The following is a 15,589-nucleotide window of genomic DNA, read 5'->3' as shown; positions in this document are numbered from 1 at the left end:
GAAACCGGTCAGCATGAAGCTCGGAGGTGACCGGTAATCGTCAGGTGCGGAGGTTCACGGTGCAAGCACCCACCGGATGACCATGGCCACAAGGCCAAGGGTCAGGACGCTGGCGGTCCAGATCGCGGCCATCCAGGCCAGCCGCTTCCACAGCGCAGCCTCGCCCGCCATCAATGGTAGCCGTGCGTTCCGACCTTGCCGCGGAACACCCAATAGGCCCAGCCGGTATAGGCCAGGATGATCGGGATGATGAACACGGCGCCGGCCAGCATGAAGGACTGGCTGCGCGGCGGCGCGGCCGCGGCCCAGATCGTCACCGAGCGCGGCACCGCATAGGGAAAGATGCTGATGCCCAGCCCGATGAAGCACAGCAGGAACAGGGCAAGGAGCATCAGGAAGGGCAGCCGCTCGGCCCCGGCGGCCAGGCTGCGCAGCAGCACGAAGGCGCAGATCGCGACCAGCAGCGGCACCTGCGCCGTCAGCAGCACGCCCGGGACGTCGAACCAGCGCCGCCAGTAGTCGTAATTCAGGAAGGGCGTCGCGGCGCTGACCGCGATCAGCATGGCGATCATGGCCGGGACAAGCAGATGCACCATGCGACGGGCGTGGCTCTGGGCGCCGCCCTCGGTCTTCCAGTTGAGCCAGGCCGCGCCGAGCGCCGCATAGCCCGTCAGCAGCGCCACCCCGGTCAGCAGGCTGAACGGGCTGAGCCAGTCCAGCCAGCCGCCGGCATAGGCACCCTCCCGGACCCGGATGCCCTGCAGGATGGCGCCAAGCGCGATGCCCTGCGACAGCGCCGCCACCACCGAACCGGCGGTGAAGGCCAGATCCCAGAAGGCACGGTGGCGGGGATCGCGCCAGCGGAATTCGAAGGCGACGCCGCGAAAGATCAGGCCCAGCAGCATGGCGATCATCAGCGGATAGGTCGCCGGCAGGATGATGGCATAGGCCAGCGGAAAGGCCGCCATCAGCCCTCCGCCGCCCAGCACCAGCCAGGTCTCGTTGCCGTCCCAGACCGGCGCGATGGAGTTCATCGCTTGGTCGCGCTCTTCGCCGACCTTCAGCGTCGGGAACAGGATGCCGATGCCCAGGTCGAACCCGTCCATGACCACATAGGCGAAGACCGCAAAGCCGATGATCAGCGCCCAGACGACGGTCAGGTCGATGCTTTCCATGTCAACGCTCCATGCTGGCGGTGGCGGGCGCGGGGGTGATCCCGGCGGCGCGCTGCGGCTGGGGCGGTGGCTCGGTCTCGTCCGGTTGCGGCGGCTTGGCCATCAGGCGCAGCAGGTAATAGATCCCCGCCCCGAAGGCGAAGAAATAAACGACGACGAAGGCGATCAGCGAGGTCGCGACGGCGGGCGCGGCCAGCGGCGAATGCGACTCGGCGGTGCGCAGCAGGCCATAGACGGTGAAGGGCTGGCGGCCGACCTCGGTGGTGATCCAGCCCGCGATCACGGCGACGAAGCCCGCAGGCCCCATGACCAGCGCCGCCCGGTGCAGCCAGCGCCAGTCGTAAAGCCCGCCGCGCCAGCGCGCGAACAGGCTCCAGAGCCCCAGCCCCAGCATGGCGAAGCCCAGACCGACCATGATGCGGAAGGACCAGAAGACGATGGCCACTGGCGGCCAGTCCTCGCGCGGGAAATCGCTCAGCCCCGGCAGGGCGGCGTTCGGATCGTGCTTCAGGATCAGCGAGCCGAGCTTCGGCACCTCGACGGCGTAATCGACGCGCGCGGCCTGGCTGTCGGGCAGGCCGAACAGGATCAGCGAGGCGCCCTCGGGGCTGGGCTCGTAATGGCCCTCGATGGCCAGGATCTTGGCGGGCTGGTGCTCCAGCGTGTTCAGCCCATGCGCGTCGCCGACCAGGACCTGGATCGGCGCGACGATGGCCGCCATCCACATCGCCATCGAGAACATCTTGCGCGCACCGGGATTGGCGCGGTCGCGCAGCAGGTGCCAGGCCCCGACCGCGCCCACCGCCAGCGCCGTGGTCAGATAGGCGGCGATGACCGTATGCACCAGCCGGTAAGGGAAGCTTGCGGTGAAGATGATGGCCCACCAGGACGGCCCCGGCACGAACTGCCCCTGTTCGGTAAGCAGATGGCCCGCCGGGGTCTGCATCCAGCTGTTCGCCGCCAGGATCCAGGTGGCCGAGATCAGCGTCCCCAGCGCGACCATGCAGGTGGCCAGGAAATGCAGCCCCTTGCCGACCTTGTTCATCCCGAACAGCATCACGCCCAGGAACCCCGCCTCGAGGAAGAAGGCCGTCATCACCTCATAGGCCATCAGCGGGCCGATCACCGGCCCGGCCTTTTCCGAAAAGACCGACCAGTTGGTGCCGAACTGATAGGACATCACCACGCCCGACACGACGCCCATGCCGAACACCACCGAAAAGATCTTCAGCCAATAGCGGAACAGGTTGGCATAGACGCCCCTGCCCGTGCGCAGCCACAGCGCCTCGAGCACCATGAGATAGCTCGCCAGCCCGATCGAGAAGGCCGGAAAGACGAAGTGGAACGAGACCGTGAAGGCGAATTGCACGCGGGCCAGGACGACGGCGTCCAGATGTTCAAGCATGGCTGTCCCTCCGGGGGATCGGGTGGCGATGCGAACGGGAATGGATTTCGCGGCGGGCGTGCCGCTGATCCGGTCAATGTAATCAAGCGGCAGAAGCGGATTCGGTTCCGGATAATATCCCGCGACAGAACCGCGCGGCATCGGACAGGCGACGACCGCCAGTCCCGCCACCCGCGGGCATCGCAGCCTGCGCTGTCGCCGACCGGCCCGCCCGCCGAGAGGCTGACGGCCGAGACGGTGCGGTCTTCGCGCGCGAGAGCCGGCACCGCCGACCCGACCTCGGGCAGGCCGATGCTGCTGCCGACGGGCGGCACGCGGCGCCCCGGGGGCCGGGATCAGCCCTGCCGCGTCGGGTCGAAGCGCAGCAGGCGAAGGGCGTTCAGCGTCACCAGCACCGTCGCCCCGGTATCGGCCAGGATGGCGATCCAGAGCCCGGTGATGCCCAGGATCGAGGTGACCAGGAACACCGCCTTCAGCCCCAGCGCGATGCCGACGTTCTGGCGGATATTGCCCATGGCCGCCCGCGCCAGCCGGATCAGCGCCGGCACGTCCTCGACCCGGTCGCGCAGGATCGCCGCATCGGCGGTTTCCAGCGCCACGTCGGTGCCCGAGCCCATGGCGACGCCGACGCCGGCCTGCTTCAGCGCCGGGGCATCGTTGATGCCGTCGCCGATCATCATCACGCCCGCCTGCGCCTGCAGGCTGCGGATGGCGTCGAGCTTGTCCTCGGGCAGCATTTCGGCGCGGAAGTCGATGCCCAGCTGGTCGGCGATGGCCTCGGCGGTGCGGGGATTGTCGCCGGTCAGCATCAGGGGCGCGATGCCAAGCGCGCGCAGCTGCGCCATGGCCGATGCGGCATCGGCGCGCGGCTCGTCGCGCAGCGCGATCAGGCCCAGGGGTGCGGCCTCGCGGAACACAGCGACCACGGTCTTGCCCTGCGATTCCAGGGCGGCGGCCCGGGCGGCATGCGCGGGGGCGATGCCGCCCGCCGCCTGCGCGTGGCGGGGCGAGGCCACCCAGGCCAGGCTGCCCCCGACCCGCGCCTCGGCGCCCTTGCCGGGCAGCGCGCGCGCCTCGGCGGCCGGCGGCGGGGCGACACCGGCGGCCTCGGCCCGCGCCAGGATCGCCCGCGCCAACGGGTGGCTTGAGCCCGCCTCGACCCCGGCCGCGACCGCGAGCAGCTCGGCCTCCGAAACGCCAGGGCCCGGCAGCAGGTCGGTGACCTGCGGCTTGCCATGGGTCAGCGTGCCGGTCTTGTCGAAGGCGACGCGGCTGACCCCGGCCGCCGCCTCGATCACCGCCCCGCCCTTCATCAGCAGCCCCTTGCGCGCCCCCGCCGACAGCGCCGAGGCGATCGAGGCCGGGACCGAGATCACCAGCGCGCAGGGGCAGCCGATCAACAGCAGCGCCAGGCCGCGATAGACCCAGGTGCCCCAGTCCTGGCCCAGGGCCAGCGGCGGCAGCAGCATGACCAGCCCGGCCAGGGCGACGATGGCCGGCATGTACCAGCGGCTGAAACGATCGATGAAACGCTCGGTCGGGGCACGGGCCTCCTCGGCCTCCTCGACCAGGCGGATGATGCGGGCGATGGTGTTATCGGCTGCCTCGCGCCCGACGCGCAGGCGCAGGGCGGCCTCGGTGTTGATGGCCCCGGCGAAGACCGCGTCGCCGGGGCCGCGCGTCACCGGCACGCTTTCGCCGGTGACCGGGCTTTCGTCGATGCCGCTGCTGCCTTCGACGATCTCGCCATCGGCGGGGATGCGGTCGCCGGGCCGGACCAGCACGGTCTGGCCGATGCGCAGGCTTTCGGCCGGCACCTCGCGGGTGCGGCCGTCCTGCTCCAGCAGCGCGGTCTTGGGCACCAGCGCGCCGAGAGCCCGGATGCCGTCGCGGGCCTTGCCGGCGGCGACGCCTTCGAGCAGCTCGCCGACCGCGAACAGGAAGACGACCAGCGCCGCCTCTTCGGCCGCGCCGATGACCAGGGCGCCGATGGCGGCGATGGTCATCAGGCCTTCGATGGTGAAGGGCTGGCCCATGCGCAGCGCCTGGAAGGCGCGGGCCGCGACCGGGGCGACGCCGATCAGGCAGGCGGCGAGAAAGGCCCAGTAACCGATGCGGGCCGAGCTCAGCAGCTCGACCGCCCAGGCCAGCGCCAAGAGGGCGCCGGTCAGGATCACCAGCCGGCCCTTGCCGGTGCGATACCAGGTCAGGCCGCGCTCGGCCGGGGCGTCGTGGCTGTGGCCATGGCCGGTCTCGACCTGCGGCGCGCCGTGGTCGTGGTCGTGCCCCCTGCAGCAGCTTTCCTGCGCGCCCGGCCCGTGTCGTGACGCCTCGGCGCCGCGCGGCGCGATGCGATAGCCAAGCTTGCGCACGGTTTCCTCGACCGCATCGGCCGAGCCGGCGGGGGCGAGATCAAGGCTCAGCCGCTCGGCCATCAGCGCGACGCTGACGCCGCTGACGCCGGGCAGGCGCTCCACGGCCCGGGTCACCTTCAGGGTGCAGGCGGCACAATCCATGCCGCTGACCGTCCATTCGCGCCGTGTCGTCTGATCCATCGCCGGTCTCTCCTGCCCGGCCGTTGCCGGGGCCGCTCAACTCCATCGATTCGGAAATCTAGGGGCTCTAGCAACTAGAGCTTCAAGAGGTTTCGCGGCAAAGCGGGAAAAATCGCTCCTACGGGAAAGCATGGCCGCCGCCGAGGCCGCCGATGTGACCGACCTCCTGAGCAACCGGGGCATCCTCATGCGCCACGGCCATGGAAAGCGCCGGAAAGCTGCTGGCCGGGCGACGCGGTCATGATGCGCCCTGCCCCCGTGCCGGCGCCGCCTTGACGCCGAACGCGCCGCTGACATCGGCGAGCTGCTCGTGCAACTCCTCGATCAGCTTCGCGCGCGGGCCAAGCGGGCGCTTGAGCAGGCCGATCTGGCGAAAGGCCGGCGGCTCGCCAAAGGGCAGCATGACCAGCCCCCGGCGCTCGATGGCGGCGATCCGCGGGACGACCGAGACGCCCAGCCCGTTCTCGACGCAGGCGGTGACGGCGGCGATGGTGTCCATCTCGGCGATGTCGTTCAGCGTCAGGTTCATGCGCCCCAGTTCGGACTCGATCAGCAGCGCCAGCGGCACGTTGCTGCGGAACCGCACGAAGGGATGCGCGGCCAGCATCTGCGACACCGGCATCATCGCCGTGCCGGGCGGCGCGATCAGGTAAAGCGGCTCGCGGATGAAGGGCTGCCAGCTCAGTTCGCGCAGCGAGACGCTGTTCTCGGCGATGATCGCGGCGTCCAGCCGCCCGGCGGCCACGTCCTGGACCAGATCGCCGGAATTGCCGACTCGCAGCTTGATCTTCAGCCCCGGATGCGACGCCACCATGCGCGAGATCGCCTGCGGCAGCAGTCCGATGGCGCTGGTGCGCACCGATCCGATCGAGAACGTTCCCACGATGCGCCGGCCCGAGATGGCATCGAGCGCATTTTCCGTCGCCCGCACCAGCTCGGCCGCGGCCTCGACCATCTGGTGCCCGGCCGTGGTCAGGGTCGGCGGGCGGTTTTCGCGATTGAAAAGGCTGACCCCGACTTCGGCCTCAAGCGCCTGAATCTGCTGGCTGACCGCCGAGGGCGTCAGCGAGACCTTCCCGGCCGCGCGGGCAAAGCTGCCGGTCTCGACGATGGCGAGAAGCGTCCTGAGCTGGCGTGTATCCATTTCATCCAGTTTTTCTTAATTAGATAAACAGAATTATCCGCTTTCATTTAGCATGGCAACTCTTATGAACTGTCTCCATTCTGACGCTGTCGGAGAGTGGGGGAGATGAGCGAAAATATCCTGATCACCGGGCCGAGCCTTGCGCCCGAGGCCGATGCCGTGCTGAAGAACGCCGGCTACAACCCGGTCTACCTGCCGCCCTATACCGAGGGCGAGGGTCTGCTGAAGATCGCGGCCGAAGCCCAGCCCGTCGGCATCCTGGTCCGCATGGGCCGCATCGACGAGGCGCTGTTCGCGCATACACCGAAGCTGCGCGTGATCTCGAAACACGGGGTCGGCGTCGACAACATCGACCTCGCGGCCGCCAGTGCCCGCAATATTCCCGTGGTGGTGGCGACCGGCGCCAATGCGGTCTCGGTGGCGGAACATGCCATGGCGCTGCTCTTCGCGGTGGCCAAGAAGATCCTGCCGCTGGACCGCAGCTTGCGCGAAGGCCGCTGGGAAAAGCCCGGCTTCCTGGGACGCGAACTGGCCGGCTCGACAATGGGCCTGGTGGCCTTCGGCGCCATCGCGCAGCAGACCGCGCGCTTTGCCAAAGCCTTCGGCATCGATGTCGTCGCCTATGACCCCTTCGCGCCCGACGCGCTGTTCAAGGCCGAGGGCGTGGCCCGGATCACCGATCTAGACGCCCTGCTGGCGCAAAGCGACATCGTCAGCCTGCACAGCCCGCTGACGCCCGAGACCCGCAACCTGATCAATGCCGAGCGTCTGGCGCTGATGAAGCCCGACGCCATCATCGTCAACACCGCCCGCGGCGGGCTGATCGACGAGCCGGCGCTGCTCGCGGCGCTGCGCGAGAACCGCATCGCCGGCGCCGGCCTCGACACCTTCGCCAAGGAACCCGCCGATCCGGACCATCCGTTCTGGGCCGAGCCGCGCCTGGTGGTGACGCCCCATATCGGCGGCGTCACCCGCGCTGCCAACCTGCGCGTCGGCACCGATGCGGCCCAGGCCATCGTCGACTATCTTGCGGGCAAGGAACTGCCGCGCAACCGCATCTTCAACCGTCAGCTCCTTGCCGCCGCCCCCGCGCGCGCGGCCAATTGAAGGTTCACGCCATGTCCATCGGTTTCCGCATCCTGAACCGCCAGCGCGTCGTTCCGGCCGAACTGGTCGCCCGTTTCGCCGCCCTTCCCGTGGCCAATGTCAGCGACAGCATGCACCGCACCATCGCCGCCGGCGACCGCCTTCGCAAGATCCACCGCGACGGCGTGCTGGCCGGCCCGGCCCTGACCGTCCGGTCCCGCCCCGGCGACAACCTGATGCTGCACAAGGCCATCGACCTGGCCCAGCCCGGCGACGTGATCGTCTGCGACGCCGGGGGCGACCTGACCAACTCGCTGATGGGCGAGCTGATGTTGGCCTATGCGGTCAAGCGCGGCGTCGCGGGCTTCGTGCTGAACGGCGCCATCCGTGACCTCGATGCCTTCGTGCAGACCAATCTGCCGGTCTATGCCGCGGGCGTGACGCATCGCGGCCCCTACAAGGACGGCCCCGGAGAGATCAACGTGCCCATCGCCATCGACGGCATGGTGATCGAGCCCGGCGACCTGATCCTGGGAGACAGCGACGGCGTGCTTTGCGTGCCCTTCGCCGATGCCGAGACGGTCTATGCCAAGACCGCCGCCAAGCAGGACGCCGAGCAGAAGCAGATGGCCGCGATCGAGGCGGGCACCAACGACCGCGCCTGGGTCGACGCCTCGCTGAAGCGGCTCGGCTGCGAATTCCCGGCATAACTTCGATTCAACAGGGTCGCGGCGGGAGGCTGCGACCAAAGGGAGGATATCATGAAGACCTTGCTTGCCTTGCCGCTCGCGGCAGTTCTCTCCGCCGGCTTCGCCACCACGGCGCTGGCCGACTGGCCGACCGACCGGCCGATCGAGTTGATCGTCGCCTATTCGCCCGGCGGCGGCACCGACATCATGCTTCGCACCCTGGCGCCCTATCTCGAGGCCGACCTGGGCACGCAGATCCCGGTCCTGAACCGCCCCGGCGCCTCGGGCGAGATCGCCTATACCGCGCTGTCGCAGGCCCGTCCCGACGGCTATACCCTGTCGTCGCTGAACGTGCCGGGCTTCCTGACCATGCGCATCGGCCGCAAGCTGCGTTTCGACCCGGCCGATATCTGCCCGGTGGCGCGCATCGTCGAGGATCCGGGCATGTTCGTGGTGCAGGCGGATTCGCCCTACAACTCGCTGGCCGATGTGGTGGCCTATGCCAAGGATCATCCCGGTGCGGTCTCGGTGGGCACCACCGGCGTCGGCACCGACGAGCACCTGGCGATGCTGCAGCTCGAGCAATCGGCCGGGATCAAGCTGACCGCGGTGCCCTTCGGCGGCGCCAACGAGGCCAGGACCGCGCTGCTGGGCGGTCATGTCACGCTGATCGGCCTGAACGCCGGCGAATTTGCCAGCACCGAGCCCGGCCAGATCAAGGCACTGGGCCAGTTCGGCGAGCAGCGCTCGACCCTGGCGCCCGACCTGCCGACCGCCAAGGAGCAGGGCTTCGACGTGCTCATGGCGTCCGAGCGCGGCATGGCGACGCGCTGCGACGTGCCCGAGGAGATCCGGGCCAGGCTGGCGGCTTCGGTCGAAAAGGCGCTGACCAATCCCGAGTTCCAGGAAAAGGCCAAGCAGCAAGGTCTGGCGCTGTCCTATCAGTCGGGCGCCGACTGGTCCGCGGCCATGCCGGCGCGGCTTGAGCGGTTCCAGGAGATCTTCAAGCTCATCAAGGACCGCCAGTGATGGCCGGGCCGGGTGTTCCGAACAAGGGCGACCGCCCCGACCTGCTGACGGCGGCGATTTTCATCGGGCTTGGCGCACTCGGCCTGTGGCAGACGAGCGCGCTCGATGGCGGCACGCTGGCGATGATGGGGCCGGGCTACCTGCCCCGCGTCGTCTGCGGCCTTCTGATCGCCATCGGCCTGGTCGTCGGCTTCAACGCCATGCGGCGCGAGGCGGTCGCGATCGACCCGATCAAGCTGCGGCCGGTGATCGTCATCACCCTGTCGATCGTCGTCTTCGCCTATGCCGCGACCCATGCCGGGTTCGTCCTGGCCTCGCTGTTCCTGATCATCGCGGGCTCGCTGGCCGATCCGGGCGGCAAGTGGCGCACGACGCTGCTGCTGGCCGCCGGGCTGACGCTGTTCGGTGCGCTGGTCTTTGTCTACGGGCTGGGCGTGCAAGTCCCGCTCTGGCCGTTCTGAGCCACGCCTGGGGAGGGTAAAATGAACTTCATCGACCTGCTCATGCTCGGGTTCGGCGAGGCGATGACCTTGCAGAATCTCAGCTTCTGCCTGTTGGGCGCGCTGCTGGGCACGCTCATCGGGGTGCTTCCGGGGATCGGCCCGACCGCGACCATCGCGGTCCTGCTGCCGATCACCTTCTTCCTGCCGCCGCTGGCGGGCATCATCATGCTGGCCGGCATCTATTACGGCGCGCAATACGGCGGCTCGACCACGGCGATCCTGGTCAACCTGCCGGGCGAGGCTTCGGCCGTGGTCACCACGCTCGACGGCTACCAGATGGCGCAGCAGGGCCGCGCCGGGGCGGCGCTGGCCGTGGCGGCGCTGGGGTCGTTCTTTGCCGGCACGGTCGCGACCTTCGCCATCGCCATCGCCGGGCCGATGCTGTCGCAATTCGCCCTGTCCTTCGGCCCGGCGGAATATGTGGCGCTGATGGTCTTCGGCCTGCTCGCCGCCACCATCCTGGCCAGCGGCCCGGTTCTCAAGGCCATCGGCATGATCCTGGTCGGCCTGCTGCTGGGCATGGTCGGCACCGACCAGGCCACCGGGGCCGAGCGGCTGACCTTCGGCGCGGTCGAGCTGTTCGACGGCATCGACTTTATCGTCATCGCCATCGGCCTGTTCGGCTTTTCCGAGATCATCGCCAACCTGGAACGCAGCGGCTCGGAAGGCGTGACCGTCGCACCGATCACCCGGCTCTGGCCCACGCGCGATGACTTCCGCCGCTCGTGGCGCGCCGTCCTGCGCGGCACCGGCCTCGGCACGCTGCTGGGCCTGCTGCCGGGCGGCGGCGCGACGCTGGCCTCGTTCAGCGCCTATTCGCTGGAAAAGCGCGTCTCGCGCCATCCGGAGCAATTCGGCAAGGGCGTCGTCGAGGGCGTCGCCGCCCCCGAGGCCGCCAACAACGCCGCCGCGCAATCGTCCTTCATCCCGCTGCTGACGCTGGGCATTCCGTCGAACAACATGATGGCGATGATGCTGTCGGCCTTCATGATCCACGGCATCACCCCGGGCCCCTCGGTGCTGACCAACCAGCCCGAGATCTTCTGGGGCCTTGTCGCCAGCATGTGGATCGGCAACCTGCTGCTGGTCGTCATCAACCTGCCGATGATCGGGCTGTGGGTCAAGCTGCTCAACGTGCCCTACCGCCTGCTCTATCCCGCGATCCTGCTGTTTTGCTGCATCGGCGTCTACAGCATGAACAACCGCATCTTCGACGTGATGCTGGCCGCGGGCTTCGGGCTGCTGGGCTATGCCTTCCGCAAGGCGAAATGCGAGCCAGGCCCGCTGCTTCTGGGCTTCGTGCTTGGCCCGCTGCTGGAGGCGAACCTGCGCCGCACGCTGCTGATCGAACAGGGCGACCCCTCGATCTTCGTGGAGCGTCCGATCAGCCTGGTGATGCTGATCGCCACGGTGGCGCTGCTGGCGATGATGATCTTCCCGGCCTTCCGCAAGAAGCGCGAAGAGGCCTTCCAGGAAGAAGAAGCCTGACACCGCCTCGCCGCGCAAGACCAGGCCCCGCCGGATCCGATCCGGCGGGCCTTGCCATGGAACGGCCGGGACTATGAGAAGCCCGGCTCTTCCGCCGTCGCGATCATGGCGCCATCGGCGAGGAGCCCATGGACCCGAGCAATCGCCTGCCGTCTCCAGGCAGGTGGTCGCCAGCTGCGGAATCCCGGTCGTGATCGGCGTCGCGATGTCCGCGGATTCCAAGCTGTTCCCGGACTTCGAGCCCGAGCGCCGGCGCAGGACGACCGGCTATGCCTTTCTCGCCGTGTGTCGGAACTGATTCGCCGTTTCCAAGCAGCGCAGACCCGTTTTTCAGGATGCAACGGCGGGTTGATGGCGCAGACCGAAAAGGGCTCATTCGGACAGAATGTACCAGTTTGGCCGCTCGCCCCGCCTGCTCCATGGTCAGAATGTCCGAAGATCGGGTGGCCGCATCGCGGTCGGCGGACAATGTGGCCAATCAACACATTGATATAAATCAATAAAATATTGACAGCCAGAGCCAATACGGCGTTCCTGCACTTGGGGGCATCGTCGGAAACGCTGCATGCGGGCACCGGCCGTCAGGGGAAGGGAGGAAATGATGCGTCATTCCAGCATGCCGGCAGGGCTGCCGCCAGCGGCGCCAGATGCCCGGCGGGCCACGGCCTGCCTCGATGAGCGACCCTAACCAGGGCTGTGAGCTGCATCGCGGCCGGATGTCTTTGCGGCGCCCCATACCGCAGATCTCTGGCATCTGACGGAATCGACCGGGCCGGCGGATGAAGCCGGCTTGCGGGTGATCGTTTAGGCACAACCTTCAGCACCAAGAACATCATCATGGCATACAAGAGCGACTCGGAAATCGCCTCGGAGGCGGCCAAGCTGCCGATCCGGGACGTCGCGGCAAAGCTCGGCATCGCGGTCGAGGACATGCTGCCCTATGGCCACGACAAGGCCAAGATCAGCCGGCAGTTCATCGACGGGCTGGCCGACCGGCCGCTGGGCCGGCTGGTGCTGGTCACGGCGATCAACCCGACCCCGGCCGGCGAGGGCAAGACCACCACCACCGTCGGCCTGGGCGACGCGCTGAACCGCATCGGCCGGCGCGCCTGCATCTGCATCCGCGAGGCTTCACTCGGGCCGAACTTCGGCATGAAGGGCGGCGCGGCGGGCGGCGGTCATGCGCAGGTGATCCCGATGGAGGACATGAACCTGCATTTCACCGGCGATTTCCACGCCATCACCAGCGCCCACAACCTGCTGTCGGCGATGATCGACAATCATATCTACTGGGGCAACGAGCAGCAGATCGACCTGCGCCGCGTGGTCTGGCGCCGCGTGCTGGACATGAACGACCGCGCGCTGCGGCAGATCACCTGCTCGCTGGGCGGCGTGACCAACGGTTTCCCGCGCGAGACCGGCTTCGACATCACCGTCGCCTCCGAGGTGATGGCGATCCTGTGCCTGGCGACCGACCTTGACGATCTGGGGCGGCGGCTGGGCGACATGATCGTCGCCTATCGGCGCGACAGGACGCCGGTCTATTGCCGCGACATCAAGGCGGACGGCGCGATGACCGTGCTGCTGAAGGACGCGATGCAGCCCAACCTGGTGCAGACGCTGGAGAACAACCCGGCCTTCGTCCATGGCGGGCCCTTCGCCAATATCGCCCATGGCTGCAATTCGGTGATCGCCACCGCCACGGCGCTAAAGCTGGCCGATTACGTGGTGACCGAGGCCGGCTTCGGCGCCGACCTGGGGGCCGAGAAATTCTTCGACATCAAATGCCGCAAGGCCGGGCTGAAGCCGGACGTGGCGGTGATCGTCGCCACGGTGCGCGCGCTGAAGATGAACGGCGGCGTCGCCAAGGCGGATCTGGCGGCCGAGAATGTCGAGGCGCTGCGCAAGGGCTGCGCCAATCTGGGCCGTCACATCGCCAATATGAAATCCTTCGGCGTGCCGGTGGTCGTCGCGGTCAATCACTTCGCCGGCGATACCGAGGCCGAGATCCGGGCGCTGCAGGATTATGCCAGGGCGCGCGGGGTCGAGGCGATCCTGTGCAGGCATTGGGCCGAGGGCTCGGAAGGCGCGGTCGAGCTGGCGCAGAAGGTCGTGCAGATCGCCGAGGCGGGCGGCGCGGAATTCGCCCCGCTCTATCCCGACGACCTGCCGCTGTTCGCCAAGATCGAGACCATCGCCAGGCGCATCTACCATGCCGACGCGGTGCTGGCCGATACCGCGATCCGCAACCAGCTGAAGGAATGGGAAGGCCAGGGCTATGGCCACCTGCCGATCTGCATGGCCAAGACCCAATACAGCTTCACCACCGACCCGGATCGGCGCGGCGCGCCCGAGGGCCATTCCGTGCCGATCCGCGAGGTGCGGCTGGCCGCCGGCGCCGGCTTCGTCGTCGTCATCTGCGGCGAGATCATGACCATGCCCGGACTGCCCCGGCAGCCCGCCGCCGAGGCGATCGGGCTGAACGGCGCGCGCGAGGTCGAAGGTCTGTTCTGACCGCCCGACCCTTTGCCCGTGCCAGGCGAACCAGCGGGCCTGCCCATGCTGCGGGACCGGACGCATCATCAGGAAAGGAAGACAATGAACGCCAAGATCATCGACGGCAAGGCTTTTGCGGCGACGGTCCGGGACCGGGTGGCCGGGACCGTGGAACGGCTGAAGGCGGATGCCGGCATCACCCCGGGACTGGCGGTCGTGCTGGTGGGCGAGAACCCGGCCTCCGAAGTCTATGTCCGCTCCAAGGGCAAGGCGACGCTGGAAGCGGGGATGAACTCCTGGGAGCACAAGCTGGATGCCGATACCTCGGAACCTGACCTGCTGGCGCTGATCGAGCGGCTGAATAACGATCCCGAGGTGCATGGCATCCTGGTGCAGCTGCCGCTGCCGGCGCATCTGGACCCGGACGTGGTCATCAATGCCATCGACCCGGCGAAGGATGTGGACGGCTTTCACATCTCGAATGTCGGGCTGCTGGGGACGGGACAGAAGAGCATGGTGCCCTGCACGCCGCTGGGCTGCCTGCTGATGCTGCGCGAGCATCACGGCTCGCTCTCGGGGCTGAACGCGGTCATCGTAGGCCGCTCGAACATCGTCGGCAAGCCGATGGCGCAGCTTTTGCTGGGCGACAGCTGCACGGTGACCATCGCCCACAGCCGGACCCGGAACCTGGCCGAGATCTGCCGCACCGCCGACATCCTGATCGCGGCGGTGGGCCGGCCGCGGATGATCCCCGGCGCCTGGGTCAAGCCCGGCGCCACCGTGATCGATGTCGGCATCAACCGCATCGAGAGAGAGGGCAAGACCCGGCTGGTCGGCGACGTCGATTTCGACAGCGCCGCGGCAGTCGCCGGCGCCATCACCCCGGTGCCGGGCGGGGTCGGGCCGATGACCATCGCCTGCCTGCTGGCCAATACCGTCACCGCCTGCGCGCGGGCGCATGGCCTGCCCGAACCGGAAGGGCTGACCTCCTAAGGGGGCGGCGAGCTGGAACCGAAGGAAGAAGGAACCCGCCATGAGTTTCTTCCCGATCGAACCCGCGCCCGCCCGCCTGAACCGCAGCGAGCTCGCCGTGCCCGGCAGCCAACCGAACATGTTTGAAAAGGCCGCCGAATCCGAGGCCGACGTCATCTTCCTGGACCTCGAGGACGCGGTCGCCCCGGATGAAAAGGCCGAAGCGCGCCGGAACATCATCCGGGCGCTGAACGAGATCGACTGGGGCAGCAAGACCATGTCGGTGCGCATCAACGGCCTGGATACGCATTACATGTATCGCGACGTCGTGGACGTGGTCGAACAAGCCGGCGAGCGGCTGGACCTGATCATGATCCCCAAGGTCGGCACCGCCGCCGATGTCTATGCGGTGGACATGCTGGTCACGCAGATCGAGGACGCGAAGGGCCTGAAGAAGCCCATCGGTTTCGAGCATATCATCGAGACGGCGCTGGGGATGCAGAACATCAACGAGATCGCCGCCGCGTCCAAGCGCAATGAAAGCCTGCATTTCGGCGTCGCCGATTACGCCGCCTCGACCCGCGCGCGCACCACGATCATCGGCGGCGTGAACCCCGATTACGCCGTCCTGACCGATCCCGACGAGCATGGCGGCCGCCAGCGCCACTGGGGCGACATGTGGCATTATGCCATCGCCAAGATGGTCGTCGCGGCGCGGGCCAACGGCTTGCGTCCCATCGACGGGCCCTTCGGCGATTTCTCGGATCCCGACGGCTACAAGGCCGCCGCCTATCGCGCCGCGGTGCTGGGCTGCGAGGGCAAATGGGCCATCCACCCCAGCCAGATCGCGCTGGCCAACGAGGTGATGAGCCCCTCGGCCGCCGAGGTGGACCGGGCGCAGCGCATCCTCGACGCCATGGCCCAGGCCGAGGCCGAGGGCAAGGGCGCGGTCTCGCTGGACGGGCGGCTGATCGACTATGCCTCGATCCGCCAGGCCGAGGTGCTGGTCGCCAAGGCCCGGCAGATCGCGGCGTGAGCGTCGGCCTG

13 protein-coding genes are annotated in these 15,589 nt (G+C 68.3%); 8 read left to right on the top strand and 5 right to left on the bottom strand.

Features of this window, described 5'->3' with window-relative positions; translation table 11 throughout:
* Positions 1-54: 54 nt before the first annotated feature.
* The 5 genes from ASV56_RS22770 to ASV56_RS12045 form a co-directional block, all read right to left on the bottom strand.
* Positions 55-171, bottom strand: a complete 117-nt coding sequence (locus ASV56_RS22770; RefSeq protein ID WP_082724821.1) for a DUF2474 family protein — start codon at positions 169-171, stop codon at positions 55-57.
* Complete coding sequence (gene cydB / locus ASV56_RS12060; protein ID WP_062562346.1) at positions 171-1,175, bottom strand: cytochrome d ubiquinol oxidase subunit II; 1,005 nt, start codon at positions 1,173-1,175, stop codon at positions 171-173. The genes ASV56_RS22770 and cydB overlap by 1 nt, the downstream gene beginning before the upstream one ends.
* Position 1,176: 1 nt before the next feature.
* On the bottom strand, positions 1,177-2,580 hold the full coding sequence (locus ASV56_RS12055; RefSeq protein ID WP_062562345.1) for a cytochrome ubiquinol oxidase subunit I: 1,404 nt from the start codon (positions 2,578-2,580) through the stop codon (positions 1,177-1,179).
* Between the two features lie 335 nt (positions 2,581-2,915).
* Positions 2,916-5,135 carry a heavy metal translocating P-type ATPase gene (locus tag ASV56_RS12050; RefSeq protein WP_062562344.1) on the bottom strand — a complete coding sequence of 740 codons (2,220 nt, stop codon included), beginning with the start codon at positions 5,133-5,135 and terminating at the stop codon, positions 2,916-2,918.
* Positions 5,136-5,373: 238 nt separating this feature from the next.
* Positions 5,374-6,279 (bottom strand): LysR family transcriptional regulator, encoded by a 906-nt coding sequence (locus ASV56_RS12045; RefSeq protein WP_062562343.1) that lies wholly within the window; start codon positions 6,277-6,279, stop codon positions 5,374-5,376.
* A gap of 105 nt (positions 6,280-6,384) precedes the next feature.
* Here ASV56_RS12045 and ASV56_RS12040 point away from each other — a divergent pair, with 105 nt between their 5' ends.
* The 8 genes from ASV56_RS12040 to ASV56_RS12005 all read left to right on the top strand — a co-directional run bounded on the left by ASV56_RS12040 (position 6,385) and on the right by ASV56_RS12005 (position 15,578).
* On the top strand, positions 6,385-7,386 hold the full coding sequence (locus tag ASV56_RS12040) for a hydroxyacid dehydrogenase (protein ID WP_062562342.1): 1,002 nt from the start codon (positions 6,385-6,387) through the stop codon (positions 7,384-7,386).
* Positions 7,387-7,397: 11 nt separating this feature from the next.
* Positions 7,398-8,075, top strand: coding sequence for an RraA family protein (locus ASV56_RS12035; protein ID WP_062562341.1), 678 nt, complete (start codon positions 7,398-7,400; stop codon positions 8,073-8,075).
* A 51-nt stretch (positions 8,076-8,126) separates the two neighbouring features.
* Positions 8,127-9,083, top strand: a complete 957-nt coding sequence (locus ASV56_RS12030) for a tripartite tricarboxylate transporter substrate binding protein (RefSeq protein WP_062562340.1) — start codon at positions 8,127-8,129, stop codon at positions 9,081-9,083.
* The gene (locus ASV56_RS12025; protein WP_062562339.1) at positions 9,083-9,544 is read left to right on the top strand and encodes a tripartite tricarboxylate transporter TctB family protein; all 462 of its coding nucleotides are present in this window, start codon (positions 9,083-9,085) and stop codon (positions 9,542-9,544) included. The genes ASV56_RS12030 and ASV56_RS12025 overlap by 1 nt, the downstream gene beginning before the upstream one ends.
* A gap of 21 nt (positions 9,545-9,565) precedes the next feature.
* On the top strand, positions 9,566-11,074 hold the full coding sequence (locus ASV56_RS12020; RefSeq protein WP_062562338.1) for a tripartite tricarboxylate transporter permease: 1,509 nt from the start codon (positions 9,566-9,568) through the stop codon (positions 11,072-11,074).
* 837 nt (positions 11,075-11,911) lie between these two features.
* The gene (locus tag ASV56_RS12015) at positions 11,912-13,588 is read left to right on the top strand and encodes a formate--tetrahydrofolate ligase (protein ID WP_062562337.1); all 1,677 of its coding nucleotides are present in this window, start codon (positions 11,912-11,914) and stop codon (positions 13,586-13,588) included.
* Positions 13,589-13,672: 84 nt separating this feature from the next.
* Positions 13,673-14,563: a bifunctional methylenetetrahydrofolate dehydrogenase/methenyltetrahydrofolate cyclohydrolase FolD gene (folD, locus tag ASV56_RS12010; protein WP_062562336.1), complete on the top strand. Its 891-nt coding sequence runs from the start codon at positions 13,673-13,675 to the stop codon at positions 14,561-14,563.
* Between the two features lie 40 nt (positions 14,564-14,603).
* Positions 14,604-15,578: an HpcH/HpaI aldolase/citrate lyase family protein gene (locus ASV56_RS12005; RefSeq protein WP_062562335.1), complete on the top strand. Its 975-nt coding sequence runs from the start codon at positions 14,604-14,606 to the stop codon at positions 15,576-15,578.
* Positions 15,579-15,589 lie beyond the last annotated feature (11 nt).

This window comes from Paracoccus aminovorans (assembly GCF_001546115.1).
In the GTDB taxonomy this organism is placed as follows: Bacteria; Pseudomonadota; Alphaproteobacteria; order Rhodobacterales; family Rhodobacteraceae; genus Paracoccus; species Paracoccus aminovorans_B.
This window is presented reverse-complemented; position numbering and strand designations above follow the sequence as displayed.